Below are 26,132 nucleotides of genomic sequence, written 5' to 3'. Positions count from 1 at the left end.
GCCGCATCTCTGCCCCGGCCCGCTGAACTTTAGCGAATGCTGCCTTCGCCCGATATTGTACTTTAGGGAATCTCTTCATGCGGTGGCAATCGACAGTAGTGATGCGCAGATGACGGCGCAGCGGGAAGCTGTTATTGTTGCCCGGCTTTGGGGGAAAGCGGATGGGCTTGGGCGAATGGTCAGGTCGACTATGCTGCACTGCCTTTTTGTTGGCGGTGGCCGTCCTGGGTGCGTCCAGTCGCCATGCCGCAGCCTCCGACGCCTCGATTGCCATCGTTGGCCGGGTTCCCCGCGTCCTCGTTCTTTATCCCTATGACGAGAGGATCGCGGCGACGACCGCTGCCGGAGAGGCGTTGCGAAGCCGTCTGCTGGAGGCGACCAACGGCAAGATCGATCTGTTTTCCGAGTTCCTGGATCTCTCCCGCTTTCCGGAAGGCGAGCATGTCGCGCGCATGGCCCGATATCTGGGCGAGAAATACGCCGCGCGCCGCCCCGACGTGGTCGTGGCTTTCGGCAGGGAGTCGGCCAGCTTCATCGTCGCGAACCACGGCACGATCGCTCCGGGCGCGAAAATCGTCGCCGCCGGTTTCGGCACGGCCACCGCCGAGAAGATCGCTTTGCCGGATGACGTGATCGGAGCCTTCTCGACATTCAACATTCTGAAGACGGCCGAGATGGCCCGCGGCCTGCAGCCTCATGCCCGCCACCTCTACATCGTCGGAGGCTCGTCCGACTTCGACCGGAGCTGGCTGACGACGACCCGCGCGGATTTGAAACAGTTCTCCAAATCCTTTGATACGACGACCTATCTGGAAGATCTGACGATCGACGAATTCGTCGAACGCGCGTCCCGCGTGCCGCCCGACAGCATCATCATAGCATTGACGGTCTTCAAGGATAAGACAGGGCGCAACTTCGTTCCGCGCGACGCGATCAGACAGATCTCGGCAACCGCCAGCGCGCCGGTCTACGGACCCTACCAGACCTACATCGATCATGGCGTCGTCGGCGGCAATACCGTCACGTTCGACGCGCTGGGCCGGACCGTCGGCGACCTCGTCATCGATGCGATCGCGGGCAAGCCGGTATCGGATCTCGAAGCGCCCCAGACTTATATCGCCGACGTCCGGCAACTCCGGCGTTGGGGGCTTGCCGAGGAGGATCTGCCGCCGGGCACGGTCCCGATGTACCGGGAAAAAAGCCTCTGGGAGGAACATTGGGTCATATTGGTGGCGGCGAGCGGCCTCCTGCTGGCGCAAGCCAGCATCATCTCGGTGCTGCTGCTCGAGCGGCGGCGGCGCCGCGTCGCCGAGCGCAGCGCGCGACTTCATTTGCTGGAAGCCGTTCATCTCAACCAGTCCGCGACAGCCGGCGCGTTATCCTCGTCCATCGCTCACGAACTGAACCAGCCCCTTTCGGCCATCCGAAACAATGCCGAGGCAGCCTCGGTGCTATTGCGAAGCGCGAACCCGGATCACGAACTGATTCAGCAGATTCTCCTCGACATCCAGGAAGACGATCAGCGAGCGGGCGATATCATCAGCCGAATGAGAGGGTTGCTCAAGAAGAGAAGCGAGATCGATTGGCAGGAGTTCGATCTGAACGATGTCACGTCGAGCGCGATCCACATCATTCACGGCGAGGCGGAACGGCGCGGAATTACGCTGACCTCAACACAGCCGCCGGGCGAGCTGCCGGTGCGTGCCGATAAGGTTCACGTACAGCAGGTTATTCTCAATCTGGCGACCAACGCGATGGACGCCATGCTGAACGCCGTCCCGGCCGGGAGAACGCTTACCTTCGCGACGGGACTGGCGAACGAGAAGGCGGAGCTTCGGGTCTCCGACACTGGAGATGGCATTCCCGAGGAAAGGCTGATCCGCATCTTCGAGCCGTTCTATACCACCAAGCAGGCGGGCACGGGGCTGGGTCTGTCCATAGCCCGCGCCATTCTGGAGACCTATGGCGGTACCATCTGTGCCGGCAACCGCCCCGAAGGAGGCGCGGTCTTTTGCGTGGCCCTGCCTCTCGCTCACAGGGAGGAGCAATCGAGATGAAACCGGTTGTCCATATCGTCGATGACGATGAATCCTACCGGACGGCGACCGCGAGGCTGCTTTCCGCACACGGCCTCAGGGTCGAAGCCCATGAATCCGGAGACCAGTTTCTCGCCCGGCTTTCCGCTTGCGAGCCGGGCTGCGTTCTTCTCGACCTCCGGATGCCTGGCCAGTCCGGCCTGCAGATCCAAAACCGGCTGTGCGAGCTGGCGCCGCTAATGCCTGTCGTGTTCCTGACGGGGGAAGGAGACATCAAGGCAAGCGTCGAGGCGATGAAGGCGGGCGCCAGGGACTTTCTGGAGAAAAGTTCGACCGCGGCTGCATTGATGGAGGCGATCGATCGCGCTCTCATCCAATATGAAAGGCAGAAGGCCGAACACGACCGCCTCCAAGCCCAGCGGGCGCTGGTGGCGGGACTTAGTCCGCGCGAGGTCGAAGTATTCGGTCTCCTCATTCGCGGCCGTCTCAACAAGCAGATCGCTCATGCGCTCGGCGTCTCGGAGCGTACGGTGAAGGTGCATCGCCATCAGGTCATGGAAAAGCTTGGCGTACGCTCGCTGGCCGAGGCCGTGTTGATCGCCGCGAGTATCGGTCTCATCGACCAGGATACGGCATCGCCGGTGGGGTGATCCGATGTCCTTCCCCTTAGGACAATATCAATCGACCTCCAAGCGGCCTAATTTGACCGGCAACCGTTAGTCTCTCATATGTTCGAAAGAGGGGGCATGAGGTGGAGAACCTTCGCCGCACGGTCGCTGTCGTCGATGATGATGCAAGCCTACGGCGCAGCCTCGGGCGGCTGCTCAACGCCTACGGTTTTCTGGCCATGGAGTATGCATCCGCCGAGGCCTTTCTCGCTCGCGATCCCAAAACAGCGATAGATTGCCTTGTCCTTGATATCGACCTCGGTGGCATGTCCGGCATCGATCTGCAACGCAGGCTGAAGGCCGAGGGCACAACCCTTCCGGTGATTTTCATCACGGCACTGGAAACCGCCTCCGTCAAGGCGGAGGCCGAAAAGGTGGGATGCGTTGCTTATCTGCAGAAGCAATTTTCCGGAGCCGCGCTGATTGCGGCCATCAATAAGGCATTGGATGATCCGTGAACAGTTGTGCGAGTCCTTCGTGCCGGTGTCGTTGATAGTCTTGCGTTTGGGGCCGGACATCATGATGAGTGCTTCGATCCGTCCGTCGCGATGACCATTGCTGTAGACGCGATCGTAGGCGTCGGAGAGCATCGGACTGGATTTAACATCGACGATTTGCAACTTTTCCGTCAGCGGAGATCGCTGCGCACGGAGTCGCGTTCAATGAGGTTCCGGTCAGTGGTCGATCAAGCGGGCAGACAAGTCGTTCGTTCGCAACCCGCGCCCTCGGTCCGACACCCGGCGACGATGTCGAGTAATCGAAATGGCGGGGCCAGGTACGGGAACGCCGACGCCCATGCACGCACGCTAACTGCGCGAGGCTCGGCTCAACAAGCCGATGCCTCTTCTTTCCGGGAACCAATCGAAGCGGGTCGCAGAGCTGGGTCGATCCGATCGTCGGCATGGCGTTGCACTACGACATCAATGACCGATGGTTCGTCGATGTGATGGCCGATGTGGGCGGGTTCGGCATTGCTTCGGACCTCACCCTGCAGGGAATGGCAACGGTGGGCTACAACTGGACCGACACGATCTCATCGTCCTTCGGCTACCGGGCGCTCTATACCGACTACAGCGACGACGGCTTCCGCTACGATGCCACGCAGCACGGGCTGTTCACCCGATTGTCGTTCCACTTCTAGGACAGGGCAAACATCCGACTGGAGGCCGCGGGCGGCGCGAACACCTGCGGCGGCTCTACATGGCACCGGTCGAAGAGCTGGCGCAGTGCCGCTGCATCCGTTCCATCATGCGCTCCGATGGCGACAATGCGGGACTGCGGTTCCCGGCCGTTCCATTCGTCCCCGACCACGATATCCACCCGCTTGCCGACGACCTGGAGGATGACCGGGCGGCCCGGTTCTTCGACAGTGTGGAGGAAGCCTTTGCATCGATAGATGCTGGCGGGCAGTTTCTGCGCCGCCTCCCGCACGGCTTCGAGCGACAGCGGCTCTGTCGTCTCGTAGCTCCACGTGCTGAAGACCTGCGCGTGGTCTTGCCTGTGATAGTGTAGGCGATGTCCGCAATTGTGATCGCGACAGTCCGGAGAATGACCAGAATCCTCAATCGGGGATATGGCTTCGAGCTGCAAGGGATCAAAACGACCGACCGACAGCAGGATCTCCAGGGGCACGTTGCCGAGGGATGTCCGGACGAGCCGGTATCGGTGGAAGCGGTCGTCGAGCCAGGCCTTGATCCGGCCGATCTGTTCGGGGGCGACAAGATCGACCTTGTTGAGAATGAGCAGATCCGCGAACGCCACCTGGCGAAGCTTCAGTTCCATCATCTCAGGCGCCGCGAAGATCTGCTCCGCGTCAACGACGCACATGATGCTGTCCAACCGGATGCGGTCCCGCATGTCCTCGTCCATGAAGGTCAGCGCGATACCGGACGGGTCGGCCACCCCGCTCGCCTCGAGCAGGATATATTCGGGCTGTTCGGGACGGGCCATCACCTGCGTGACCGCGGTGACCAGATCCTCACGAATGTTGCAGCAGACACACCCGTTGGCGAGATTGATCACATCCCCGTCGCTTTCGATGCCGACCACGAGTTCGGCATCGATATTGATCGACCCGAAGTCGTTGACCAGCACTGCAACTCGGAGGCCGTGGTCGCCGGAAAGAATGCGGTTCAAAAGCGTTGTCTTTCCAGCGCCCAGGAAGCCGGTGAGAACCGTCAGGGGGACGGCGTTCGTGCCGGGTTGGTTGGTTGACGTCATCTTGATTTCCTTCCGGAGTTTCCAGACAGATGCTGATGCCGCGATTGCCAGCCCTATTTTACCGCCTCGATCGCATCGATGATTGCCTGAATCTCCGCACTCTTGGTGGAGAGCTTCGCCTGTGCCGATTTTGCCTTCATGAGAACTATCTCGCGGACATCGATCGTGAAGTCCTGCGGGAAGTTCGGCTGCGGCTCGCGATACACGTCGGATGGATAGTACTTCTTCGGATCGATCTCCCGATCGCGGACGGCCTGCTCCTGCACGTCGGCGACGGTATGCCGTGGATTTGGAAATTTGACCTTTAGATTCGCCGGGCTGAGGTCGAACAGGCCGATGGCTTCCTTCGGGCTCGGACGCGCCATGTTGCCCGCTTCGGGAAGCGCAGCCTTGCGCGTCCAGACGGCGTCCTTCGTGACATTGACGACCACGACGTCGGGCGCGCCGAACTGGAACAGTCCGCTATAGTGGGTGCGGATTCCGGCGGTGATCTCCGGGATCAGCTCCTCGTCGTAGCTCAGATGCGTCACCATGGCGAGACGCGGCTGAATCTTGTCGAACATATAGCCGACTGCGTAATGTGGGCTGTGGGCCTGGTCGATCGTATTGGTGACCATGACTGGCGGCATGCCGAATTTCAACGCTTGGAGATTGGCGGTGTCCGGTTGAACTTCGGTCACGAAGACATCCACACCCTTGGCCAGTTCCAGCGAAAGTTCGTCCGGCCGCCCGTCGCCGGTCCAGACGAACGACAGCCCGTTCCAATCAAGCCTGTAGGCCGAGGCACCGTCCTTCGTATGCGCGCGCCGCCAATGGCGAATGACAACACCATCCTTGTCGTAGCAGATGCCGTTGTCGTCGCGGAAGTCGAACTCGTTGACCTCGATCTCGTAGCCGTCGCCGATCGGGAGGGCGTTGAAGGAGTCCGTGTGCCAATGGGTCATCATCTTCATGCCATCGATCATGTGCTTGATGCCGTCCTTCGGCGTCCGGCCCGATGGCCCATGGACGCGCAACGGCTTCCAACGCCCCATCCACGGCGCGAACGCGTAGAGATACGGAAGGTCCGCATAATGATCTACATGGAGGTGGGTGAAGAAGATGTCGTTGACCGTCTGCAACGGCACGGCCATCGCGATGATGTTGCGCATGCAGCCCGAGCCAAAATCAAAGAAGAACCGGTTGCCGTTGCCAAGTTCAATCATGATGCAGGTGCCGGCCTGCGTCTTCGTGACCGGGATGGGCGTACTGCCAATGAACGAGATCCGCATCTCGTCGGGGCCGACCTGCTCCTGGCCTGGATAGTAGATGTTGTTGCTGACGAGATAGGGCGTCGGTCGGTAATAAGGTGGCAGCGTGATCCCGCCGCTCGGCACGCCGCCGTACGGGTTCCTTGCGGTCACAGCCTCCTCTTGCGCCTGCGCCGATGCCACCGCGGTCGTCGACAGAACCGCAGCTCCGGCCAGACCCGCCGTCTTGAGGGCGTCGCGGCGGCTCATGCGCCGCTGACCGCCGTCCGTATCATCTGTCATGACGTGTTCTCCTCTATCTGCTCTTCCAAACTTAACGGCTGGACGAAATGGTTGCAGGTGGGCGGCCGAGAAAAACCGATTCAAGCGGGCATCTGCATCCGCCGGAAACTACACTTCCAAGGGAAAGCTCGTTTGTCGATGGACGGCCGCCGGGGTCTCGCCCGGCGGCCGCTCACTCAGGTCAGCAGTTGTATACGCCGCTCACACATCGCCTTGTTGTCCGGCGCGCTACACCAGCGACGCTCACAGGCGTGAGCGGACGGCCGACGCGGGCCTCGGCGCTCGAAACGAAGCCGGACACGCCGGGGAAGGAAACCTGCTCGCCAGCCTCCAGACTGAACAGGCCGACGACCACGGCGAACAACGCAATTTTCAATTTCCGTGACACGTTCATTTGGCTTCTCCCATTGCGAAGTGAGCTGGCAGGTCATCGATATCCGGAAGGGATTCCATGCTGACCTGTTTCGCCCCGGTCTTGTTATCGAACGTGAAATCGGCGGCCACAACGTCAATGCCGGTCTTCCAGTCGGAGATGCGGATGCTGTACTGCGGCCCCTGATCGACCTTTGTCGACGTAATGATGTACCTGCAGGGATAAGGCTGGTCTCCCTGCGCGATCCAGATCTGCCAGTCCACTTCGGGGGTACGGAATGCCAGGTGGTCGCATTCGACGCCACCGATCACGCCGCTGCCAAGATCCTTGACGTCGGTCACGTCCTTCATCAGTTCTTCATAGACGTTCGGGAGCAGCAGGTCGGCGGCGGGTAACGGCCGGCCAAGCTTGTCGCGCAGCGCATCGATCAGGTTTTCGACCGAGCCGGGAAGCTCTTTCTGGGTGTAGGCGTTGGCGTCCTTTCCAAAAAGAGTGACCGTCTTGCCGTCGAAGCTCATCTCCACATCGGCAAACCCGCCCTTGCGTGTCGCACGGACCTTGTCCGGGCGTCCGAGGTCGATCCTGCCGGAATTTGCCAGAAGCAGCTTCTGGTGATCCTTGGTTACGATCTCAAGATCGCCGTCGTAGGAAAACGAGATCGCCTTCTGCGCCGCCAGATAGTCCGACATCGCTTTGAGGAGGCTCTTGGCCTCCGCCTCACCCGCATGCGCCACGGTCGATGACATGAAGACGGCGAGTGCCGTCGACAGCAGTCCGTTCCTTGCGGCGCGCGTGGCATTTCGCATCGTCGTGCTCATCATATGCCCTCCCATGCCTTGCCCGGTCATCGGGCAGCCGTCAGAGACTACGCGCCTTCGCTAGAAGGCGCATGTAACATCAGGTATCACCCGTGTAGCTTTCGACCTCAGCGGGGCTGAAGGTCCGAGGCCGCCGTTGATGGTTTGACCGTGGATTCAGCATTATCCGGAACCGCCATGCCGGCCTTGCGCATCGCAGCCAGGAAACGGGACTGGTCGTCGGGCGGCATGTTGCGCCACTTCAACTCGGCTACGACGTTGGGCAGGAACCCAGGCATCATCTTTACGAAGATCTCACCTTCCCGACGCGCGTCCATCTCCATCCCCGCTTCCGCATAGATCATCGCCGCAACCAGATGAAAAAGCGGGAACGCCTGTGCGTCGGCCTGTCTGATCTCCTGCACCGCGCGTCGGTGGTCCCCCAGCATGGCGGAGGCCAGGGCGCGAGATCCTCGGTAGAAGCCCCCGCCGCCCGGATTGAGTGCGACGGCACGGTCGAGAAGCACCGCGCCGCGCTCCCATTGTCCGGTTAGGCAGAGGATCCGTCCGAACTCTCCGATGAATTCGGTATCATTTGGATTGATCGCCAAGGCCTGCTCACCGACACGGATCGCATCCTCCGGCTGCCGGTTGAAGAACAACGCAGTCATCAAGGCCTGGAGGGCACGGGTGTTGCCGGGTTCGGCCCGTGCCGCCTGCCGTGCCGTCTGAAGCGACCGCTCCAATGGGCTGATGGCGGCTGCGCGGGGGTTGAATTTGAACCTTCCCTCATCGAGATAGATGAGAGACAGCATCGCCCACGCCGTTGCAAAGGTCGGATAGCGGGCCACCGCACTTTCCAGACAGTCGCGGACGACAGCATGGCGTTCCGGGCTGACTTCGGCGCGGTAGTCGTAGAAACTCAAGGTGCACTCATATGCGCCGCGATCGTCCGGCGGTGGGCGGGCGGCATCGGCCTGGGCCACGATGCCGTACGGCTGCGCGACGGCTGTGGCGACTTGGCTCGCCACATCCGTCTGGAGCGCAAACAGGTCACGGGAGCGCAGGTCGTTGTCGTAGATCTGCGACCACAGGATCGCGCCGTCGCTGGTGTTTGCAAGACGAGCGGTCACACGCATGTGGTCTCCGGCCACTCTGACGCCGCCTGACAACAGATAGCGAGCGCCGATCTGATCGCGGACCTGCCTGACGTCAACATCCGGTAGCAGCCCGTTCGAGGTCTCGCGCCCGAACACCTTGATTTCCTTAAAGCGTGGCAATGACGTCAGTAGTTCTTCGGTGAGACCGCGAGCATAGAGCTTGGCCTGCGGCCCTTCCCCCAGATCGGCGAACGGGGCGATAACCAAGGTCGGCTCGTCAGGTCCGATGACGGTCGCTTCGTCAGCCGGAGCGAAAGCAGGGCGCGAGATCCAGTAGGCCGCGGCCACCAAGATGAAAGCGACGGCGGCGAGGCCGGAGACTGTCCGCCACTGCGCGATCCACCACGACTGATTGACAGGAATGTGGCGCTCAATTCCCTCTGCAGAACCCGCCTCGTCATGCTCCGGCTCGATCGATGCGGGGACGCTCCATGTGAAAACCGGGGCATATCCGCCCTTCGGAATGCCGATGCGTATCGGATCCGCCTGCCCGGCAGTGAGGTAGTAGCGTTCGAGCACGCGCCGGAGCCGTCCGGCCTGGATCCGGACGACGGGGTCCTCTTGCGTGAACTTCTCGTCACGCTTGAAGACCTCAAGAGCGATGGCGTAGCCTTTGATGCGGCTCGCACGCCCGGCCAGCGTCTCTTCCACGATGAAGCTGAGAAAGGCGGCTCCGCGGCCGACGTTCGGAAACTCGGTACTGTTGATGATGCGGTGCAGTTGGGCGCGAATCTCCTCCTCGCAGGGCAGCTTGTGGTCTTTGACGTCTGTTGTTGTCAGCACGGCCCGCTCCTCTCCCCAGAGTCACCCGCCTATTCCCCGTATGTTACAGTAACACACTCCCCTATCCCGGCCTATCCAAGGTAATGTCCTGTTAGGCAGGCGTTGCAGTAGTGTTATTGTGTAAGCATACAAGGAGGAAAACAAGCTGATGGCTGACAACGGGACTGCTGTCAAAAACCGCTTTCCTGACCGCACTCAGGCGATCGACGAGCTGCTGGCCCGCAACCAAAGCTTCAGGGACATTTGCGCCGATTACGCCAGAAGCCGAGTACAGGAAATGGCAGTCTTCTCCCGATCCGCGTCGTGACAGCCGCAGCGTCGAATACACCGAACTCGTCGAGGAACTGGCGACGGAAATCAATGCGGCCCTCGACCTTGCAGCGGTGGTGCCTTTCCCGAAACGCTGATTTGCAAGGTGTAGGTTACATCTGTGTAGTTCGCTGTCGCAGGTGATTGCTACTACTTGGCGCTGCCCTGGCAGCATCGGGAACCCTCAGCAATCCGCCATATTTTTTCAGGTTGAACCAGGCGGCCTGTCTCGCCCAGCTTGGCAGGGTGGAAGAAGGTGCAGTCATAGCGCAGCAGAAGCCCGACACGTTCGATGCCACTGTCTATGCCCGCAATACCGTGCAGTTATGTGCCTTACCAGGCGATGGGGAACTTTGGTTCGATGGCTTCCATAAAGCTGGAGTGTTCGTTTCTCACACTGTCCCGTGGGGATCCCTTCCAGCCATTCCTCGGCGTCTAAAGCGCCAGCCGCAACTGCGGCGTCGTTTCAAGCCTCCTCCGTTCCAGCGAAGACAGCGACACGCCGAGCAGACGTATGCCTTTTCGCGGCGGGAAAATTGGCGCGAGGAGCAGGTCGACCACCTCCTCAAGATCGGTGATCGCGGACAGAGGTGCCGGAACGGTTTTGCTGCGGGTGATCTGGCTGAAGTCGGCATATTTGACCTTGAGCGTCACCGTCTTGGCACCGATTTCATTGGCCTCGCAATAGCCCCATACCTTTTCGATCAGCGTCTGAAGCCCTTCGCGCGCGGGTCCATAAGAATGGATGTCCGCAGAGAAAGTGTCTTCCGCACCGACGGACTTCCGCACCCGGTCCGGTCTGACCTGGCGATTGTCGATGCCGCGGGCGATGCCATAAAAATACGGCCCCGACTTTGCGAAATGTTCGACGAGAAAGTCGAGCGTTCTCTCCTTGAGGTCCGCTCCGGTCTCGATCCCGAGCCGATACATCTTCTCGGCCGTCGCCGGCCCGACGCCGTGAAACTTCTTAATGGGCAGGCGCTCGACGAAGGCTGGACCGTTCTTCGGCGTGATGACGAACTGGCCGTCCGGCTTGTTCTGGTCGGATGCCATCTTGGCGAGGAACTTGTTGTACGAAATGCCGGCGGATGCGGTCAGTCCTGTCGCTGCCTTGATCCTGGCGCGGATTTCGGCGGCGATCTCAGTGGCGATCTCCATGCCTTTGAGATTTTCAGTGACGTCGAGATATGCCTCGTCGTGCGACAATGGCTCGATTATCGGCGTGTATTCGGCGAAGATGGCGCGGATCTGCAGCGAGACGGCCTTGTAGACGTCGAAGCGGGGTTTGACGAAGACAAGATCGGGGCATTTCCGCTGCGCAGTCACCGACGGCATGGCGGAATGGACGCCGAATTTGCGTGCCTCGTAGCTGGCGGCCGCTACGACCCCGCGGGCAGCAGGACTGCCGACAGCAACCGGCACACCTCGCAGCTCCGGATTGTCGCGCTGCTCGACCGATGCGTAGAAGGCGTCCATGTCGACATGCACGATCTTGCGCGGCCGTTCGCGGTTGTCTTCGTCTGTCATTATCTAGCTTCCATCAGCGAGACCATGACTCAAACATGGGAAGTATGCCCCACACTTGTCACCCTTGGTCGTCTGCATCCGCTCGCAGCCCATGGCCATGCGCCGGCGGATTTCCGCGAAGGTGACGCTTGCGCCAAACGCTTTCACCAACGTTTTCCGCTCAAGCGCACTATGGCGATCGCAGAGGAGGCAGATGAGTTCGACCACCGGCACCTTGTGATCTTTCAGTGTCGGCATCGCATCGTCCACAAGCCGCGTTCGGCGCATCCGAAAATATTCCTTCCTTACCATCCGATTGAATCCGCTGGCGATTTTTCTGCTTTGCACCCGTGCTCAACTTCAGCGGGTTACATGCGCATTGACTCATTTACGCCTTAAGAACAAATACAGAACATATTACTGTTGCTCAAGCTGAAAACGGGTTGCCGACAAAGGGAGATCATGAACTCAGCCGCCGCTTCAAACGCCGTCCTCGACAGCCTGCGCGAGCAGATTGCGCACCTGGAAAGCGCCAGTCAGCGCAAGCGAGGCGTTTTGCCTTTCGGCCTCGCACAAATCGACGATCGGCTTCCGGGCGGTGGGTTGGCCTATGGGGCGCTGCACGAGTGTGCTGGCGGCGGGGCGGGCACCGTAGATGGGGCGGCCGCCGCCCCGTTCGTGGCCGGGATAGCGGCTCGTACCAAAGGCAAGGTCGTCTGGTGCCTGACACGTCCCGACCTGTTCTTCCCGGCCTTGGCGCAGGCGGGTCTGCATCCGAACCGGGTCGTCTTCGTCGAGTCCGACAAGGAGGAGGACGTCCTTGCCAACATGGAGGAGGGCCTCTCGTACGGCGGTCTCGGCGCGGTGATTGGCGAGATCGTCCGCCTGCCGATGGCGGCCTCCCGGCGACTGCAGCTTGCTGCCGAGAAGACCGGCACGATGGCGCTCGCGGTGCGGCGGTGGCGACGGCAGACCGAGGCTAGCGACTTCGGCCAGCCGACTGCCGCGACCACGCGCTGGAGGGTGAGCGTCATTCCAAGCGAGGAGCTGCCGGTTCCGGGCGTCGGGCGGGCGAGGTGGTTTCTGGAATTGATGAGGGTGAAAGCGGGTGAGTGCGCCGAGTTCGAAGTAGGAGCCTGCGATGCCGAGGGTCGTATCGATATTTTTTCCCGATCTGCCGACGGACAGGATCAGGCGGGCCGATCCCGCTATTCCCGTTGAGCAGGCGATCGCCGTCATTTCGAAGAGCGGTTCCAAGCGATGGGTGTCGGCCGCTGACGCCGCAGCCAGGAAGGCTGGTGTCCATTTGGGCATGCCGGCCGCCAAGGCACAGGCACTCTTCCAGGGCCTCCGGATGATCGACGCCGATCTCGCCGCCGATGCCGCAGCGCTCGAGCGCATTACCATGTGGGCGTTGAGCCAGTATTCGCCGATCGTCGCCATCGACGCGCCGGACGGCATCGTCATGGACACGGAAGGCGCGGACCATTTGCAGGGCGGCGAGGAGCGCATGTTGACGAGCATCGCCAACCGCTTCCGCGCTAAGGGCCTGACGGCGCGGGTTGCGATCGCCGAGACATGGGGCGCCGCCAACGCGTGCGCCAGAGCGATCAGCCGCGAGACCGTTATCGTTCCGAGAGGCGAGACCGTTCGGGCGGTCGAGAAGCTGCCGCTCTCCCTTCTGCGCCTTCCGGAGAAGATCGTCGGTGATCTGCGGACGCTCGGCTTCAAGACCATCGGCGAACTCGCCAATACGCCACGTGCCCCGCTGACGCTCCGCTTCGGGCCGGAAATCGGCCGCCGCCTCGACCAAATGTTCGGCCGCACACCGGAGCCTATCGATCCCATCCGAACAGCCGAGCTTGTCGAAGTCAGTAGGGCGTTCGCTGAACCCATCGGCGCCGCGGAGACCATCAACAAGTATGTCGCCCGGCTGGTCGTCCAGCTTGTCGATGAGCTACAGAGAAGGGGTCTCGGCGTCCGTCGCGCCGACCTTATTGTCGAGACGGTCGACGGCACCCGGCAAGCCATCCGCGCCGGGACCGCCAAACCCGCGCGCGATGTCGCCTGGCTGACGAAGCTATTCAAAGACAGAACCGAGAAGATCGAACCCGGCTTCGGTATCGAGAAGATGACGCTAGTGGCGGTCATGGCGGAGCCGCTGGAGGAAGCCCAGAAGTCGTCGTTGCTGGTCGAAGACGAGGTCGTGGACCTCACGCCGCTAATCGACATCTACGGCAACCGTGGCCAACGCGTCTATCGCGTCGCCCCCGTTGCTTCCGACGTTCCCGAGCGTTCCGTCCGGAGGATCGGTGCCGCATCCGATCCGGTAGAGGCCTCGTGGGTCAATCACTGGCGACGCCCGGTCCGCCTGCTGGCGCGGCCGGACCAGGTCGATGTGATGGCGCTGCTGCCAGACCATCCGCCCGTCTGGATCATGTGGCGGGGCAAGCGCCGGAAGGTGAAGAACGCCGATGGGCCAGAGCGGATTTTCGGGGAATGGTGGGAACGCAACTCCGAGATGGCGGCGGTCCGCGACTATTTCGTGATCGAGGACGAGGGCGGTGAGCGGCTCTGGATCTTCCGGTCCGGCGATGGCGTCGATACGGAAACAGGCAGCCATAAATGGTTCGTGCACGGGGTCTTCGCATGAGATACGCGGAGCTGCAGGTCACGACACATTTTTCGTTCCTGCGGGGTGCGAGTTCGGCGCAGGAGCTGTTCGAGACCGCCAAGATGCTGGGGATCGATGCCGTCGGCATCGTCGACAGAAATTCGCTTGCAGGGATTGTTCGGGCGCTGGAAGCCTCGCGGTCGACCGGGATCCGGCTTGTCGTCGGCTGTCGCCTCGATTTGCAGGACGGGATGTCGATCCTCGTCTACCCCACCGACCGCGCCGCTTACTCCCGGCTGACACGCCTCATCACGCTGGGTAAGTCCCGAGGCGGCAAGAACAACTGCATTCTGCACCTGGATGATGTCGTTGCGTATTCCGACGGCATGATTGGCATCCTTTTACCGGATCTGCCCGACGAGAGATGCGCGGTCCAGCTCAGGAAGATGGCGGAGATATTCGGCGACCGGGCATATCTCTCGCTCTGTCTCCGACGGCGCCCGAACGATCAGTTGCGGCTACATGACCTGTCGAATATGGCGACGAAGTTCAGGGTGAAGACGGTCGTCACGAACGACGTGTTATTCCACGAGCCGGGCAGGCGGCAGCTACAAGACGTTGTGACCTGCATCCGGCACAACACCACAATCGACACCGTCGGGTTCGAGCGCGAGCGCCATGCAGACCGGTATCTCAAGCCTCCCGACGAGATGGCGCGTCTGTTCCCGCGCTATCCGGAAGCGCTCAGGCGCACGGTGGAGATCGTCGATCGCTGCAGGTTCTCCTTGGAAGAGCTCACCTATCAGTATCCAGAAGAGGCGATCGTCCCCGGCAAGTCGGCGCAGGAGTCCTTGGAGCAGTATGTGTGGGAGTGCGTGCCGCATCGGTATCCGGAAGGTCTGCCGACCGATGTACTGAAGACGATCCGTCACGAGCTCGATCTCGTACAGAAGATGAAGTACGCGCCGTACTTTTTGACTGTTTTCAGTATCGTCAAGTTCGCACGGTCCCAAGGAATCCTGTGTCAGGGTAGGGGATCGGCCGCCAACAGCGCCGTCTGCTATGTCCTGGGCATAACGAGCATCGACCCGTCGACGAACGATCTACTCTTCGAGCGCTTCGTTTCTCAGGAGCGTGATGAGCCGCCAGATATCGACGTGGACTTCGAACATGAGCGTCGTGAGGAAGTGATCCAGTGGATCTACAAGACCTACACCCGCGAGAAGGCCGCTCTCTGCGCGACGGTTACTCGGTATCGGGCGAAGGGCGCAATCCGCGATGTCGGCAAAGCGCTCGGACTGCCCGAGGACGTGATCAAGGCCCTGTCGTCGGGAATGTGGTCATGGTCGGAGGAGGTTTCGGATCGGAACGTCCGCGAGCTGAACCTCAACCCTGAAGACCGCCGTCTCGTACTTACGCTGAAGCTGGCTCAGCAGCTCATGGGCGCGCCGCGTCACCTCGGCCAGCATCCTGGCGGCTTCGTCCTTACCCACGACAGATTGGACGATCTCGTGCCAATCGAACCTGCCAGCATGAAAGATCGGCAGATCATCGAATGGGATAAGGACGACGTCGAGGCGCTGAAGTTCATGAAGGTCGATGTATTGGCCTTGGGCATGCTCACCTGCATGTCGAAGGCATTCAATCTCATCCGCGAGCACAAGCACGAAGATCTCGATCTCGCGAAGATCGAACAGGAAGATTCAGCGACCTACGCGATGATCCGGAAGGCTGACACCTTGGGCACGTTCCAGATTGAATCCCGCGCGCAGATGTCGATGCTCCCGAGGCTTCGACCGCAGACCTTTTACGATCTCGTGGTTCAGGTCGCGATTGTCAGGCCGGGGCCGATCCAAGGCGATATGGTCCACCCCTATCTTCGCCGCCGTGAAGGCAAGGAAAAGATCGAATACCCGACACCGGAGCTGGAGGCCGTTCTCGGGAAGACCCTCGGAGTGCCACTCTTCCAAGAAAGCGCGATGCGCGTGGCTATGGTCTGCGCCGGGTTCACGGGCGGGGAGGCCGACCAGCTCCGGAAGAGCATGGCAACCTTCAAGTTCACGGGCGGCGTATCGAGGTTCAAGGACAAGCTGGTATCCGGGATGGTCAAGAATGGCTACACCGCAGAGTTCGCAGAGAAGACCTTCTCACAGCTCGAGGGATTCGGATCCTATGGTTTTCCCGAAAGCCATGCGGCCTCGTTCGCTCTCATCGCCTACGCCTCCAGCTTCGTGAAGTGCCATTATCCGGATGCCTTCTGCGCGGCGCTCCTGAATTCCCAGCCTATGGGCTTCTATGCTCCGGCGCAGATCGTCGGATGTGCCAAGAACCACGGCGTGCAAGTTCTCCCAGTGTGCGTGAACCGATCTCGCTGGGATTGCACGCTCGAACGCGTCGTCAACAGCGACGGACATGCCGTTCGTCTCGGAATGCGGATGGTCAAGGGACTGGCGGCCGCCGATGCCGCTCGGATTGTCGCCGCCCGGATGCATACGGTATTCGAGAGCATCGACGACATGTGGCGGCGTTCGGGCGTTCCGTCCGAGGCTCTGAAGCAGCTCGCCGATGCCGATGCATATCTGCCGTCTATGGGACTTGAGAGACGTGATGCGATCTGGGCGATCAAGGCCCTCCGTGACGAGCCGCTCCCTCTGTTCGCGGCCGCTGCCGAGCGCGAGATGAAAGCGATCGCGGAGCAGCAGGAACCGGAGGTCGCGCTCCGGCAGATGACCGACGGGCACAATGTCATCGCCGACTACAGCCACACGGGGCTGACGCTACGCGAGCATCCGCTCGCCTTCCTGCGGAAGGATCTGCAGAAGAAGAACATCGTCACGTGCTCGGAAGCGATGAACGCTCGCGACGGCCGCTGGCTGATGACCGCGGGCCTTGTTCTGGTCAGGCAGAAGCCCGGATCGGCAAAAGGCGTGATGTTCATCACCATCGAGGACGAAACGGGTCCTGCCAACCTGGTGGTCTGGCCATCCTTGTTCGAAAAGCGCCGTCGCGTGGTGCTCGGATCATCGATGATGGCGATCAATGGGAAGATCCAGAGGGAGGGCGATGTCGTCCATCTTGTTGCACAGCAGCTCTTCGACCTGTCCGGCGATCTATCCGGTCTAGCAGATCGCGACATTGATTTCAGGCTACCGACAGGCAGGGGCGACGAGTTCGCGCATGGCTCTCCCGGAAGTTCGGATTCGCGGGATCGACCGAAGCCTCTGCCCGAGCCGAGGGATATCTTCGTCAGAGATCTGCACATCGATACGCTCAAAGTGAAGGCACGAAACTTCCACTGACGGCAATCCTACCGAAGGAGACCGTCGCTCCCGAATTCGTCCCATCCGCTCAAGCCGGTCGCGGCTTCATCGGCTCGTTCAGTCTGTTTGGCTTTTTCCTTTTTCTTCAGCGAACGCGTCAGCTTCGCCTGATACGCGGCCCGCCTGCGATTTTCCGCTTTCGCCGCTGCGTCCTCCTCTCGCCATTCATCCATGGCGCCACGGTCGAGCAGATCTTCGACGACTCGGGGGTCGAATACGTGAAAGGTGATCTTCCTTGCGCGCCCTTGCAGCCTCACCGTTCGCGTTCCGGCGCTGGGCAGGCGACCGTCTTCGAGCCAGCGCTTCCGCTCTGATGCCGTGATCGTCAGGATATCCTCGATCTCACGAGGAATGATCGGAAGGTCTGCGATGCCGTCCAGTGCGCTGGAAACGGCCGATGCCGTCGCCTTGAATGCTGTCTTCGCAGTCTCTGGCATGACGAGGATGAGCCCGCCTGCCTGCATATCCAGCGACGTCCGCACCGGGGATGGTAGTCGCGAGCGGATTTCCTGCAGGATCCCCTTCACCCTCACACCAGATCCGAGGGTCGCCACCACGGGAAGCGGCCACTCCCTGATCAGCTCGGGATCGTCGCCTTCCTTGCTTTTCGTCTTCGTCTTGGGCATGTCGCAGCAGATGGTGTTGAAGGGGCCGCGCGTCAACGGAACTTGGGATCAATTCCCACGTTCTCGCAGCGAGGAGGAACCCCATGTCTGTGCCAAACGAACCCATTGTGCCGCCGCCGTCGCCGCCGCCCGTCGACACGCCACCGCGCGATCCTGACCGGATACCCGGCGAGGAACCGCTTCCCGATCCCGAACCCGACGAGGGCGCTTCTCCAAGCATACGCCCGTCCGTACATTGCCCGACGTGGGGCCTTCTTTGCAGAGGGATTCGCCTTCAGCGGGAGAACGGGCAATGACCAAGGACTGGCGCGACGACCTGAGCCTGAAGCTCGAAGATTTCATCGACACGTTCGTGGTGAAAGGCGCAAAGGTGACGGACGTCTACGATGCCATCCAGAATGAACTCGACCGCCTGAGGGTCGCGTACGACCGCAACCCGGATCCCGCAGACGACCAATCGGACGAGGCTGTCGAGGAACCGTCAAACGACTGGCCGGCTTCCCAGGCCTGACGCAGGCCCGGGAAGCCGGCTGGCACATCCCTTCGGGTAATTTTCTAGTTGAGACTTGTTGCGGACACACTTCACAGGTAGAACTCTCTCATAGGCCTTGCTGATGAGCGCTGAATTCGCTGCTCGCAACGCCGCATTGCTGAAATGCTTTTGCCCACGGATGTACTGGCACTGGTAAGAAGGCGATGATGAGGAAGGTCGGTGCGGTTTCGCCCCGGCCTTTTTTGTTGCTGAGAGGCTGGAGTTTCCTCAAGGCGGATCAGTGCCGCGTATCCAGCAACGGCTCATCGTCGTCAAAGTTTCCATTGCTGGCGGCATCGTACGGGTTGATGTTCCGGCCGCCGCCACGCGTGCCATATGCCGTCAACTGAACCATGACCTCTTTCGCACGCTCAATGGCCTCGTCTTCGCTTGCAGCGTGACCGTCCGCCACCTTGATCGACACCGCTTCCCCGTCGTCGCCGACAAAGTCTACCCGCCATCCGGTTTTCTCGTGAACAATCTTCGTTTCCAGCAAGTGCATCTGACTACCCTGACTTCCTACCTTTAAGATCTGCCTCAACGCTCTTCCGGAGCGCATCCATGATGCTGACCACATTGGACTTCGGAGCGACTTCGGCCGCCTTCCCCTTCGCCGCCTTTTCCGGCTTCAGCGCCTTCTTCTTCTCAGCGATGATCTTGAGCAGGCTCTCCTGGATTGGATCACTCACCATGTCCGGAGACCAGCGCGCGGTCTTCTGCTTGATGAGCTGCTGCACAAGGGGAATGAGATCCGGATCGGCCTGCTCGTCGATGTCTTCGAAGTAATTCTCCTCCGGTCGAACCTCGTCGCCGAAACGCAAAGTCCAGAGCACGATGCCTTCGCCGCGCGGTTCCAGGACGACCGCCCGCTCTCGGCGGCCCATCACGAGCTTCGACACTCCGAAAACCTTGTCGGCCTTCATGGCATCCCTAATCACCGCAAATGCCTCGTTGCCAACGGCGTCGTTCGGCATCAGGTAATGCGGCTTCTCAAGGTAGATCCACTCGATGCTGTCGGCCGGGACGAACCTGTCGATGTCGATCGTCTTTACCGTGTCGAGCGCAACGGCATCCAGATCGTCTTCGGTGAGGATAACGTAGTCGTTCTCCCCGCGAGCGTAGCCCTTGGCTTCGTTCTCGTCCTTGACGGGCTTGCCCGTGACGGAATCGATGTACCGGGAAACGACGCGGTTGCCCGTCTCCTTGTTGAGTGTATGGAAGCGAACCTTCTCGCTTTCGCTCGTAGCCGGGGTCATTGCCACAGGGCAGGTGACCAGAGAGAGTTTGAGATAGCCTTTCCAGTAATATTTCGGAGCCATGACCTATCCCCCTAGCTGGCCTTGCGCCGCGGAGCGGCACCGGAAGAGGCGGCTTTCGAAGCCGCTCCGCGCGCGGCGCGCTGCCTGCCAGTGCCTTGATTGGCATTGGCCGCAGTGCGTTTCGGTTTGTCGTCAGCGGCCTTCATCATCCCAGCACTCTCTCGGAGCGCGGCCAGCAGATCGTTGGGCTTCGAGACCTGCACCTTCTTCGGCTTCGGAAGCGACTTGCCTTCCAGCTTCGCCTTCACCAGATCCGCGACGGCGGCTTCGTAGCGGTCGTCGAAGGTCGCCGGATCGAACTCGCCCTTCTTGGTGCTGATGATGTGCTTGGCGAGATCGAGCATCTCGCCCTGGATCTTGAGCTTGGGCATCTCCTCGAAAGCCTTTTCGGAGGAACGAACCTCGTAGTCGTAGTTGAGCGTGCTGGCGATCAGGCCCTTGCCGTGCGGCCGTATCAGCACCGTACGCATTCGACGGAATAGGACGGTGCGGGCGATGGCCGCGACCATCGACTTCTTCATCGCATCGCGGAGAGCCGCGAACGCGTCTCCGCCCATCTTGTCGGGCGTGAGGTAGTACGGCTTGTCGAAATAGACGTCGTCGACGTCGGAGCAGGGGATGAACGCCTCGATCTCGAGCGTCTTGTTGCTCTCAGGGATCGCGGCGGAAACTTCCTCGGGATCGATGATGATGTACTGGCCGTTCTCGATCTCGAAGCCCTTGGTCTGGGCTTCCTTCGGCACCGGATCCTCGGTCTCGCTGTCTATGAAGATGCGGTTGACGCGGTTGCCCGTGGCCTTGTTGATGGTGTTGAAGGTGATGCGGTCGCTGGTCGAGGCTGCCGTGTAGAGAGCGACGCCGCAGCTTACCTCACCGAACTTCAGAAAGCCTTTCCACTGCGCACGCTGTCCTGACGGCATGACAAATACTCCGAATCATTAATACGCGACTCAAAGACGTGTCAGGGTGATTCGTTCCGACTCCAAACGAATCATTTTTCAATGCTTTGCGGAATTTCTCTCCCAAATTGATTCCGCCGTCTCCGATGGTCGAATTGCGCCTGGCAGTAGTGGAAAGCGGTGGAGATTTGTTCAGTTCGAGACTAAGCAACCACCTTCCTCCAGCACAATGGCGGGCACCGCTTAGGGAATTCCGCAGCCGCTTCAAAGCATCATCATCATCCACTATCTCCCGGGAACCACCGGAATCGTTGTGAGTTTCTACTGCGGACGCTCATTCCGAGGAGAAGCCCGATGGCACAGACACCGACATCCCGCGGCCGCGCACAGGATCGAGCCCGCGTGGCCGGCGGCCAGGATCACGAGGTCAAGTACGAAGCAACGAAGGAAGGCGTCTCGAAAGATGCCGTCAAGAAGGCCGTGAAGAGCGCTGGAAACTCACGGAAGAAGGTCGAGGCCGAGATTGGTCGCCGTTAGACGACCGAGCGGCGTTGCCCTGTCCACGGACGAGGCAGTCCCCGTGGGTGTCCTGTCTTTCCTAGTCCGGGATATGGCGACGCCGCTCGGTCGTAACGGAGCAGTCATAGCCACGCAGGCCTGCCACCTCCATGTCTGGGGTAACGCATGTCCAAGTGCATACAGGAAGATCATCTGCTGATGTCGAAGGCGGTCCGTGAATGGTATCGGTACTACGAGGTGGAGTGGGACGATCAAGCGTCCTCTTTTTTGTGTGATGCCGCCATCGAACTCTACAACGAGGGCTGTCGCTCGGTAAAGGAGATGGCGACCGTTCTGATCGGCACTTACGTCGGGCTGGCCGCCACGCGCGCAAACGCGCCATCTTCGAGCTCAGTGCATTGACAGGCCAAAATCATCTCGGGCTGAACTAGAGGAATTCGCACTGCATGCCATTGGTGGGATAGTCCGCGGCAACGTCATCGAACGCCACCATTCCGACTGCAAGCATTATCAGCATTTTCATCGGTTTCCCCCCGTCCTCATCTTTGTTCCGGCAGCAAGGGGGAATTCAAGCCTCAGGACACGCCGCATCTTGTGACCTGCTCAGCGTTCAACGAATCCTTGCTACGACTCGTTCTGGTGTCTAGCTTTTCGATGCTCGCGCATCCGCGCTCCGTTGCATCACGCAGTTCGCTCCCGCAACATTGTCTCCGAGCATGCTCTCCCTGAAATGACTAGGATCCGACATGCTTGCCGAACGTCGTACGACACCGGAATCCAACCCCGTCGACGCAGCTATGGCTTGGCACGGAGGGGATCCGCGCGCAACCATCGATGCTCTGCTCAAGGATCGCGAACGGCTGTGCGAGCAGCTTGCAATCGCCCGGGCATGCATCAGCAAGGGGCTATACGCGCGGTTGGCTGCCCGGCGCTGAATTCGAGGGATGATGACGATAACTGCGGAGACGAGCAGCATCCCGGGGTTCGTCGCAGAACTCGTGAGGGCGGCGAAAGAAGTCGACCGCCTGACCGCGGGCGAATCGAGAGCTTGTTGCTTCGCGCGATGACTACAGTGCGCGATCTGCGCGAGCATGCTGGCATCCCTGGAGGTGGTACCGAACACGATGCAATCGTCCGGCTGGATATCGTGGCAAAAGGCGTCGTCACATTTTCCCAAGCGAATATCTCGGCAACCCTTCGCGAAGCGGCAGATATGGTCCGGACTCTCTGGATCATTGTTGACAGCGGGACCGTTGTGACCTTGAAGCCCTAGTCGCCGTATGGCCGACCGACGATGGCAAGGAATACATCGCGTCGGTAAAAACATGTCTCGATGCCATTCAGGGTAATATCCCAGCAAAGGCAGCGCGTACCGCACTCCTTCACGCTGCGGAGGAAGCCGGAATTCCCGTGATTGCCGTCGTCCACTGACGGAATGCCTTGCCGCAAGCCGGCGCCGAGGACAACGGGCGAGCGGAGCAGCAGTTACGGCGGCGCGTCATACGATTGCGGAGCGGGCATGTGCATCTCCTGACCGACAATAGGAATAGTGTCGGCAGCATTGGGTTCGGGGGAGGAAGCCGATCAACGGCGCCTCAAGCGTTCAGGAGAAGGTGGGCCCGCTCGCGACGCGATGCGTTCTTGCGTTCTTGGCTGCCATGGACAACGCGTCCACTATTCTTTCGGGGCTCGCCGGTTTGGTGACGACAGATCGGCCCTCCGGGTTTTCGATAAGGCCGGGGTTCACGGTGAAATACACCACACCAAGTCCGAACCCGGAAAAGAGGGCGCGGGCAATGGACGGCCCGGTGAGTCCATCCCCAAGCCGGACGTCGATGATGGCGATGTCTGCTTCGGAGCCGAGCTCCAGAGCCTCTGACATGTTCCCCGCGATGCCAATGATTTCGAATCCGGCGTCGATCGCGACGTCCTCGATCACCAGAGCGATTCCCGGTTCGTCTTCGACGATGAGCAGACGCATGTTTCGTCTCCAGGGCGGCTACAAAATCGGCGCGGCGCTCTCTGGCGTCGCCAATCGAAAACATTCCCCGCTACAAGCCGTTCCACGTGTAGGACTTCAGTCTCAAGCATACCCAACTAAGGTCCGAGATCCGGATGCCTCACCGAGGTCGGGCGCCGGCCCCTGTGCGCGACCCGCGTGTACGAAGTGTCGGAGGACCAGATCTTGACGCCTTGCCTGGAACTCCAGGGTTCGCCAACGTGCGGCTGACATATCTACCCTCTTCTACGAAAGTAGAGGGTCTACGTCAGACCAAAGTCCGTTTGCGCCCGCAGAACAAAGCTAGAGTGTAGGCTTGTTGACGGCGTTCCAACAATGTCGGCGGCTGGGATTTGCCCGCCCCGAATTGAATGTACGAAAACGGCAGAAATCAAAAAGCAGTCCCTTCACCTGTACGAAAGTATCTTTCTGGATGACGTGGCGAGAGATCTGCAATGCTTTCATATAAAGATGAGGATCGACCAGACACATTTCATTCTGACCAGCCTCTGGTCTCGGTAGTCATCCCGGCCTTCAATGCTTCCACTTACATTGAGCGCACGCTTCGGTCCGCTATGCGAAGACCTACGCCGCCCTGGAGATCGTCGTTGTCAACGACGGTTCCACGGACGACACGGCAAAACTCGTCGAGCAGATAGCCACGTCAGACCCACGGATCCGCCTCCTGTCCACCCCCAACCGCGGTGTCGCCGCCGCAAGGAATACTGGGATCGAGGCATCATCAGGTCGATTCGTGGCATTCCTGATGCGGACGATCTCTGGCACCCCACGAAAATCGAAAAGCAGGTGACGCTCTCGAGCGGTTGCCCTCGCACTGGGCTGCGGTCTATACGCTGCATTACATCATCAATGACGACGACGAGATCATTCGCCCTGGCAGTTCCGATGTTGCAAGAGGATATATCTATGCTCGGCATCTGAATGTTAAGTATATAGGGAATGGAAGCGCGCTTCTCGTCCGGCGCGCTTGCGATAGGTGGGTTTGATAGCTCATATGCAGCAGCCGGCATTGGAGGCTGCGAAGACCTCGATTTCAAGCTCAAGCTAGCCGCACGCTACTTCATCGAAGTCGTTCCCGAACGGCTGGTGGGATATCGAAAGCATCCAGGCAGCATGTCTTCCGATCATCTGCGAATGGGTAAAAGTGCTTTGGAAGTCGTCCGGCGTTCCCTGGCCGCAAATCCGCAAGTCCCCCGATACGCGATCGGAAGTGCAATCGACGCCACGCAGAAATATGCGTTTTGGGAATTCCGACAAGCTCGGAGAACGTATCTGTCACTCGTGACCATTGGGGTGATTTTCCGAAGCGACCCGTGTTTCGTGGTTCGGCTTGTACTCGAGAAGGGTCTGCGCGGAATACAACACTGTCTTCGTCTCGGGACGACCACAGCAAACCGTGAAGATCAGCCGCGAATGAAGAGGTTGAAATTCGACGATCATATTGCTCCTTCGCGTCTGGAATGCCCAAAGGAGACCCCGCGATTACGACGTCATCTGATGCGACTGGCTGCGGTGGATGCCAAGCTGAATTCAGCCCTCGCTCCCCGAGCGAACGGCACCTGATGCGGACGGAGGAGAGGAATCGCGGGCCTTGGAAGCAGGCCCGCGATGCTTTCAATTTATTGGACGACCTCAATCACCGTGCGCGTCTTCGGATTGACGAGCACACGTTTTTTGTTGACGACCACATAACCGTAATCAGGTTGATCGGGGATTGTGTGGACCTCGACCGTGTCCGGAAGCGCCGTACCGACTGCGACGTCACCTTCAAAGGTGACGGATGGCGTTTCCTGTTTTAGTACATAGGTCTTGACCTCGCCGGGAACGACGACCGTCGTCGTCTGCGCGACCGCCGCTCCTCCGAGTGACAGAAACAGCGCTACCGCAGAGATGACCAGTGTTTTCATGTTGTTATCCTCCCAGGATTTTGAGTGTCCGGATAAACGCCACCGATAAGATATAGTTCCTCCGCTACATGGAATGCCTGCGGCCATGCCTGAATAGGCGAGGTTAGCGTTCTCCCTCGTGCTCCGCGAGCTCATCACGAACGCGACAAATGGATTCGCTTCGGCGCGTCCTCAATCTGTTCGAGGATGTGGATCAGCCCCAAAACCACACTCTCGTTCAGGCGCGCCAGATTGCTGCAGACGCAGCGTCCAACCCAGCGGAGATTCGTGAGCTGCCGATCCGTCCTGGTCGGCATCGATCCGCATGAACGAGACCACCCAGTCGGCCGGCATGGCACCGGGAACGTCCTCGGCCACAATGATCGAAATGATTTCCCCGATCGTGTCGAGGCCGCTGAGGGTCGACCGGCCTTCGCGTTCCAGCGTCCAGAGATAACGTGTCGTCATGCCCCGGACTTACGCAGACGGTCGGACCCGTACAAGGCCGTCTCGACGGCTTCCACAAGCTGTTCAGGCGAGGCCGGCTTCATCAGGAGATGACCTTCTGCGAACGCGGGTTCCAGCTCGGAAACGGATTCCGTCTCGCCCGAATAAACAATGAACGGAATGTCGCAATAGACGAGATGCCGCGCCACGGCAGTGCAGACGCCGTCCGAGAGGCGAGGGTCGACGATTGCGGCGGACGGCGAGTTTTCCTTCAGCCAGGAAACGGCGTCCGAACCCGTCGAGAGCGTTACGAAGCAGCGCTGGCCACAACCCTCCAGAACCGTTTCGATATCGAGCGCGATGAACGGTTCGTCTTCAAGGATGAGAATCGTAGGCATATTTCTCCTTCTGGGGCAGCGCAAGAGTATCGAAAACGACCGTGCCTGTCACTTCCGACTGAAGTCCGAAGATCCGTTCGGAGTGGCCGTCAATCAAAACTTCGTGGGTATCTACTACTTTATTAGCATTTTCTTATCTATCCGCCGTTGACTTTCGTTGTCGCTGAA

Annotated in this window: 26 protein-coding genes and 2 pseudogenes; 13 read left to right on the top strand and 15 right to left on the bottom strand. The window is 60.2% G+C overall.

The genetic code is table 11. From position 1 onward, the window contains the following. Positions 1–161: 161 nt before the first annotated feature. From FFM53_RS28920 to FFM53_RS28905, 4 genes are all read left to right on the top strand, one after another. Entirely contained in the window at positions 162–2,057 is a 1,896-nt protein-coding gene (locus tag FFM53_RS28920; RefSeq protein ID WP_138391050.1) for a sensor histidine kinase, read from the top strand. After that, positions 2,054–2,686, top strand: a complete 633-nt coding sequence (locus FFM53_RS28915) for a response regulator transcription factor (protein WP_138391049.1) — start codon at positions 2,054–2,056, stop codon at positions 2,684–2,686. Before FFM53_RS28920 ends, FFM53_RS28915 begins: the two co-directional genes overlap by 4 nt. A 101-nt stretch (positions 2,687–2,787) precedes the next feature. Then, complete coding sequence (locus tag FFM53_RS28910; protein ID WP_138391048.1) at positions 2,788–3,162, top strand: response regulator transcription factor; 375 nt, start codon at positions 2,788–2,790, stop codon at positions 3,160–3,162. Positions 3,163–3,605: 443 nt separating this feature from the next. Then, on the top strand, positions 3,606–3,845 hold the full coding sequence (locus FFM53_RS28905; protein WP_246413254.1) for a hypothetical protein: 240 nt from the start codon (positions 3,606–3,608) through the stop codon (positions 3,843–3,845). On the opposite strand, the gene FFM53_RS28900 is transcribed toward FFM53_RS28905, so the two are convergent. The 5 genes from FFM53_RS28900 to FFM53_RS28880 form a co-directional block, all read right to left on the bottom strand. Continuing rightward, entirely contained in the window at positions 3,842–4,924 is a 1,083-nt protein-coding gene (locus FFM53_RS28900; protein WP_138391047.1) for a CobW family GTP-binding protein, read from the bottom strand. The genes FFM53_RS28905 and FFM53_RS28900 overlap by 4 nt on opposite strands. Positions 4,925–4,977: 53 nt before the next feature. Beyond that, positions 4,978–6,456: a guanitoxin biosynthesis MBL fold metallo-hydrolase GntH gene (gene gntH, locus FFM53_RS28895; protein WP_138391046.1), complete on the bottom strand. Its 1,479-nt coding sequence runs from the start codon at positions 6,454–6,456 to the stop codon at positions 4,978–4,980. Between the two features lie 181 nt (positions 6,457–6,637). After that, a complete protein-coding gene (locus FFM53_RS28890) occupies positions 6,638–6,850 on the bottom strand; it encodes a hypothetical protein (protein WP_138391045.1) in 213 nt (70 codons plus the stop codon). Next, positions 6,847–7,650, bottom strand: a complete 804-nt coding sequence (locus FFM53_RS28885) for a DUF2092 domain-containing protein (RefSeq protein ID WP_138391044.1) — start codon at positions 7,648–7,650, stop codon at positions 6,847–6,849. Before FFM53_RS28885 ends, FFM53_RS28890 begins: the two co-directional genes overlap by 4 nt. A gap of 104 nt (positions 7,651–7,754) precedes the next feature. After that, the gene (locus FFM53_RS28880; RefSeq protein ID WP_138391043.1) at positions 7,755–9,569 is read right to left on the bottom strand and encodes an adenylate cyclase; all 1,815 of its coding nucleotides are present in this window, start codon (positions 9,567–9,569) and stop codon (positions 7,755–7,757) included. Positions 9,570–9,717: 148 nt separating this feature from the next. Between FFM53_RS28880 and FFM53_RS36950 the strand changes: the two genes are divergently transcribed. Beyond that, on the top strand, positions 9,718–9,876 hold the full coding sequence (locus FFM53_RS36950) for a hypothetical protein (RefSeq protein WP_343075050.1): 159 nt from the start codon (positions 9,718–9,720) through the stop codon (positions 9,874–9,876). A 437-nt stretch (positions 9,877–10,313) separates the two neighbouring features. On the opposite strand, the gene dinB is transcribed toward FFM53_RS36950, so the two are convergent. Then, positions 10,314–11,405 carry a DNA polymerase IV gene (gene dinB / locus FFM53_RS28870; protein ID WP_173883672.1) on the bottom strand — a complete coding sequence of 364 codons (1,092 nt, stop codon included), beginning with the start codon at positions 11,403–11,405 and terminating at the stop codon, positions 10,314–10,316. A gap of 3 nt (positions 11,406–11,408) precedes the next feature. Further along, positions 11,409–11,672, bottom strand: coding sequence for a hypothetical protein (locus FFM53_RS28865; RefSeq protein WP_138391085.1), 264 nt, complete (start codon positions 11,670–11,672; stop codon positions 11,409–11,411). Between the two features lie 174 nt (positions 11,673–11,846). Between FFM53_RS28865 and FFM53_RS28860 the strand changes: the two genes are divergently transcribed. The 3 genes from FFM53_RS28860 to FFM53_RS28850 are packed head-to-tail and all read left to right on the top strand — an operon-like array spanning position 11,847 to position 17,297. After that, positions 11,847–12,605, top strand: coding sequence for an ImuA family protein (locus FFM53_RS28860; RefSeq protein ID WP_138391084.1), 759 nt, complete (start codon positions 11,847–11,849; stop codon positions 12,603–12,605). Beyond that, positions 12,526–14,037, top strand: coding sequence for a Y-family DNA polymerase (locus FFM53_RS28855; protein WP_173883671.1), 1,512 nt, complete (start codon positions 12,526–12,528; stop codon positions 14,035–14,037). The genes FFM53_RS28860 and FFM53_RS28855 overlap by 80 nt, the downstream gene beginning before the upstream one ends. Then, positions 14,034–17,297 carry an error-prone DNA polymerase gene (locus tag FFM53_RS28850; RefSeq protein WP_138391041.1) on the top strand — a complete coding sequence of 1,088 codons (3,264 nt, stop codon included), beginning with the start codon at positions 14,034–14,036 and terminating at the stop codon, positions 17,295–17,297. The genes FFM53_RS28855 and FFM53_RS28850 overlap by 4 nt, the downstream gene beginning before the upstream one ends. Before the next feature lie 8 nt (positions 17,298–17,305). Here FFM53_RS28850 and FFM53_RS28845 read toward each other — a convergent pair whose 3' ends face one another. Then, positions 17,306–17,944 carry a hypothetical protein gene (locus tag FFM53_RS28845; protein ID WP_138391040.1) on the bottom strand — a complete coding sequence of 213 codons (639 nt, stop codon included), beginning with the start codon at positions 17,942–17,944 and terminating at the stop codon, positions 17,306–17,308. Between the two features lie 292 nt (positions 17,945–18,236). On the opposite strand from FFM53_RS28845, the gene FFM53_RS28840 reads away from it, so the two are divergent. Continuing rightward, positions 18,237–18,455: a hypothetical protein gene (locus FFM53_RS28840; protein WP_138391038.1), complete on the top strand. Its 219-nt coding sequence runs from the start codon at positions 18,237–18,239 to the stop codon at positions 18,453–18,455. Between the two features lie 259 nt (positions 18,456–18,714). On the opposite strand, the gene FFM53_RS28835 is transcribed toward FFM53_RS28840, so the two are convergent. From FFM53_RS28835 to ku (FFM53_RS28825), 3 genes are read right to left on the bottom strand one after another with little or no spacing between them, the layout of a single operon-like run. Further along, positions 18,715–18,978 carry a hypothetical protein gene (locus FFM53_RS28835; protein WP_138391037.1) on the bottom strand — a complete coding sequence of 88 codons (264 nt, stop codon included), beginning with the start codon at positions 18,976–18,978 and terminating at the stop codon, positions 18,715–18,717. 4 nt (positions 18,979–18,982) lie between these two features. Further along, entirely contained in the window at positions 18,983–19,795 is an 813-nt protein-coding gene (gene ku, locus FFM53_RS28830) for a non-homologous end joining protein Ku (protein ID WP_138391036.1), read from the bottom strand. Between the two features lie 11 nt (positions 19,796–19,806). Further along, positions 19,807–20,715 (bottom strand): non-homologous end joining protein Ku, encoded by a 909-nt coding sequence (gene ku, locus FFM53_RS28825; protein ID WP_138391035.1) that lies wholly within the window; start codon positions 20,713–20,715, stop codon positions 19,807–19,809. 333 nt (positions 20,716–21,048) lie between these two features. Between ku (FFM53_RS28825) and FFM53_RS28820 the strand changes: the two genes are divergently transcribed. The 3 genes and pseudogenes from FFM53_RS28820 to FFM53_RS28810 form a co-directional block, all read left to right on the top strand. After that, positions 21,049–21,231, top strand: a complete 183-nt coding sequence (locus FFM53_RS28820; RefSeq protein WP_077988735.1) for a DUF3606 domain-containing protein — start codon at positions 21,049–21,051, stop codon at positions 21,229–21,231. Between the two features lie 147 nt (positions 21,232–21,378). After that, positions 21,379–21,615, top strand: coding sequence for a hypothetical protein (locus tag FFM53_RS28815; protein ID WP_138391034.1), 237 nt, complete (start codon positions 21,379–21,381; stop codon positions 21,613–21,615). An 861-nt stretch (positions 21,616–22,476) separates the two neighbouring features. Beyond that, positions 22,477–22,644: pseudogene (locus FFM53_RS28810) on the top strand (DUF982 domain-containing protein); the annotation flags it as partial. A 172-nt stretch (positions 22,645–22,816) separates the two neighbouring features. On the opposite strand, the gene FFM53_RS28805 reads toward FFM53_RS28810, so the two are convergent. Continuing rightward, positions 22,817–23,194 (bottom strand): response regulator, encoded by a 378-nt coding sequence (locus tag FFM53_RS28805; RefSeq protein ID WP_138391033.1) that lies wholly within the window; start codon positions 23,192–23,194, stop codon positions 22,817–22,819. A 473-nt stretch (positions 23,195–23,667) separates the two neighbouring features. Here FFM53_RS28805 and FFM53_RS28800 point away from each other — a divergent pair. After that, positions 23,668–24,796: pseudogene (locus FFM53_RS28800) on the top strand (glycosyltransferase family 2 protein). A gap of 56 nt (positions 24,797–24,852) precedes the next feature. Here the strand turns inward: FFM53_RS28800 and FFM53_RS28795 are convergent. From FFM53_RS28795 to FFM53_RS28785, 3 genes are all read right to left on the bottom strand, one after another. After that, the gene (locus FFM53_RS28795) at positions 24,853–25,140 is read right to left on the bottom strand and encodes a DUF1236 domain-containing protein (protein ID WP_138391032.1); all 288 of its coding nucleotides are present in this window, start codon (positions 25,138–25,140) and stop codon (positions 24,853–24,855) included. 171 nt (positions 25,141–25,311) lie between these two features. Then, complete coding sequence (locus tag FFM53_RS28790; RefSeq protein WP_138391031.1) at positions 25,312–25,587, bottom strand: hypothetical protein; 276 nt, start codon at positions 25,585–25,587, stop codon at positions 25,312–25,314. Then, entirely contained in the window at positions 25,584–25,964 is a 381-nt protein-coding gene (locus FFM53_RS28785) for a response regulator (RefSeq protein ID WP_138391030.1), read from the bottom strand. The genes FFM53_RS28790 and FFM53_RS28785 overlap by 4 nt, the downstream gene beginning before the upstream one ends. Between the last annotated feature and the right edge of the window lie 168 nt (positions 25,965–26,132).

It is taken from the genome of Rhizobium indicum, assembly GCF_005862305.2.
In the GTDB taxonomy this organism is placed as follows: domain Bacteria; phylum Pseudomonadota; class Alphaproteobacteria; order Rhizobiales; family Rhizobiaceae; genus Rhizobium; species Rhizobium indicum.
This window is presented reverse-complemented; position numbering and strand designations above follow the sequence as displayed.

Excerpts from the sequence above, each read along its gene's own strand:
- FFM53_RS28865 (WP_138391085.1), bottom strand. The coding sequence starts at position 11,672 with ATGCGCCGAACGCGGCTTGTGGACGATGCGATGCCGACACTGAAAGAT.
- FFM53_RS36950 (WP_343075050.1), top strand. The coding sequence starts at position 9,718 with ATGGCTGACAACGGGACTGCTGTCAAAAACCGCTTTCCTGACCGCACT.
- ku (WP_138391035.1), bottom strand. The coding sequence starts at position 20,715 with ATGCCGTCAGGACAGCGTGCGCAGTGGAAAGGCTTTCTGAAGTTCGGT.
- FFM53_RS28890 (WP_138391045.1), bottom strand. The coding sequence starts at position 6,850 with ATGAACGTGTCACGGAAATTGAAAATTGCGTTGTTCGCCGTGGTCGTC.
- FFM53_RS28855 (WP_173883671.1), top strand. The coding sequence starts at position 12,526 with ATGCCGAGGGTCGTATCGATATTTTTTCCCGATCTGCCGACGGACAGG.
- FFM53_RS28815 (WP_138391034.1), top strand. The coding sequence starts at position 21,379 with ATGTCCAAGTGCATACAGGAAGATCATCTGCTGATGTCGAAGGCGGTC.
- FFM53_RS28850 (WP_138391041.1), top strand. The coding sequence starts at position 14,034 with ATGAGATACGCGGAGCTGCAGGTCACGACACATTTTTCGTTCCTGCGG.
- FFM53_RS28820 (WP_077988735.1), top strand. The coding sequence starts at position 21,049 with ATGGCACAGACACCGACATCCCGCGGCCGCGCACAGGATCGAGCCCGC.
- FFM53_RS28790 (WP_138391031.1), bottom strand. The coding sequence starts at position 25,587 with ATGACGACACGTTATCTCTGGACGCTGGAACGCGAAGGCCGGTCGACC.
- FFM53_RS28845 (WP_138391040.1), bottom strand. The coding sequence starts at position 17,944 with ATGCCCAAGACGAAGACGAAAAGCAAGGAAGGCGACGATCCCGAGCTG.
- FFM53_RS28795 (WP_138391032.1), bottom strand. The coding sequence starts at position 25,140 with ATGAAAACACTGGTCATCTCTGCGGTAGCGCTGTTTCTGTCACTCGGA.
- gntH (WP_138391046.1), bottom strand. The coding sequence starts at position 6,456 with ATGACAGATGATACGGACGGCGGTCAGCGGCGCATGAGCCGCCGCGAC.
- FFM53_RS28905 (WP_246413254.1), top strand. The coding sequence starts at position 3,606 with ATGGCGTTGCACTACGACATCAATGACCGATGGTTCGTCGATGTGATG.
- FFM53_RS28920 (WP_138391050.1), top strand. The coding sequence starts at position 162 with ATGGGCTTGGGCGAATGGTCAGGTCGACTATGCTGCACTGCCTTTTTG.
- FFM53_RS28840 (WP_138391038.1), top strand. The coding sequence starts at position 18,237 with ATGACCAAGGACTGGCGCGACGACCTGAGCCTGAAGCTCGAAGATTTC.
- FFM53_RS28805 (WP_138391033.1), bottom strand. The coding sequence starts at position 23,194 with ATGCGTCTGCTCATCGTCGAAGACGAACCGGGAATCGCTCTGGTGATC.
- FFM53_RS28860 (WP_138391084.1), top strand. The coding sequence starts at position 11,847 with ATGAACTCAGCCGCCGCTTCAAACGCCGTCCTCGACAGCCTGCGCGAG.
- FFM53_RS28915 (WP_138391049.1), top strand. The coding sequence starts at position 2,054 with ATGAAACCGGTTGTCCATATCGTCGATGACGATGAATCCTACCGGACG.
- FFM53_RS28900 (WP_138391047.1), bottom strand. The coding sequence starts at position 4,924 with ATGACGTCAACCAACCAACCCGGCACGAACGCCGTCCCCCTGACGGTT.
- dinB (WP_173883672.1), bottom strand. The coding sequence starts at position 11,405 with ATGACAGACGAAGACAACCGCGAACGGCCGCGCAAGATCGTGCATGTC.
- FFM53_RS28785 (WP_138391030.1), bottom strand. The coding sequence starts at position 25,964 with ATGCCTACGATTCTCATCCTTGAAGACGAACCGTTCATCGCGCTCGAT.
- ku (WP_138391036.1), bottom strand. The coding sequence starts at position 19,795 with ATGGCTCCGAAATATTACTGGAAAGGCTATCTCAAACTCTCTCTGGTC.
- FFM53_RS28835 (WP_138391037.1), bottom strand. The coding sequence starts at position 18,978 with ATGCACTTGCTGGAAACGAAGATTGTTCACGAGAAAACCGGATGGCGG.
- FFM53_RS28885 (WP_138391044.1), bottom strand. The coding sequence starts at position 7,650 with ATGATGAGCACGACGATGCGAAATGCCACGCGCGCCGCAAGGAACGGA.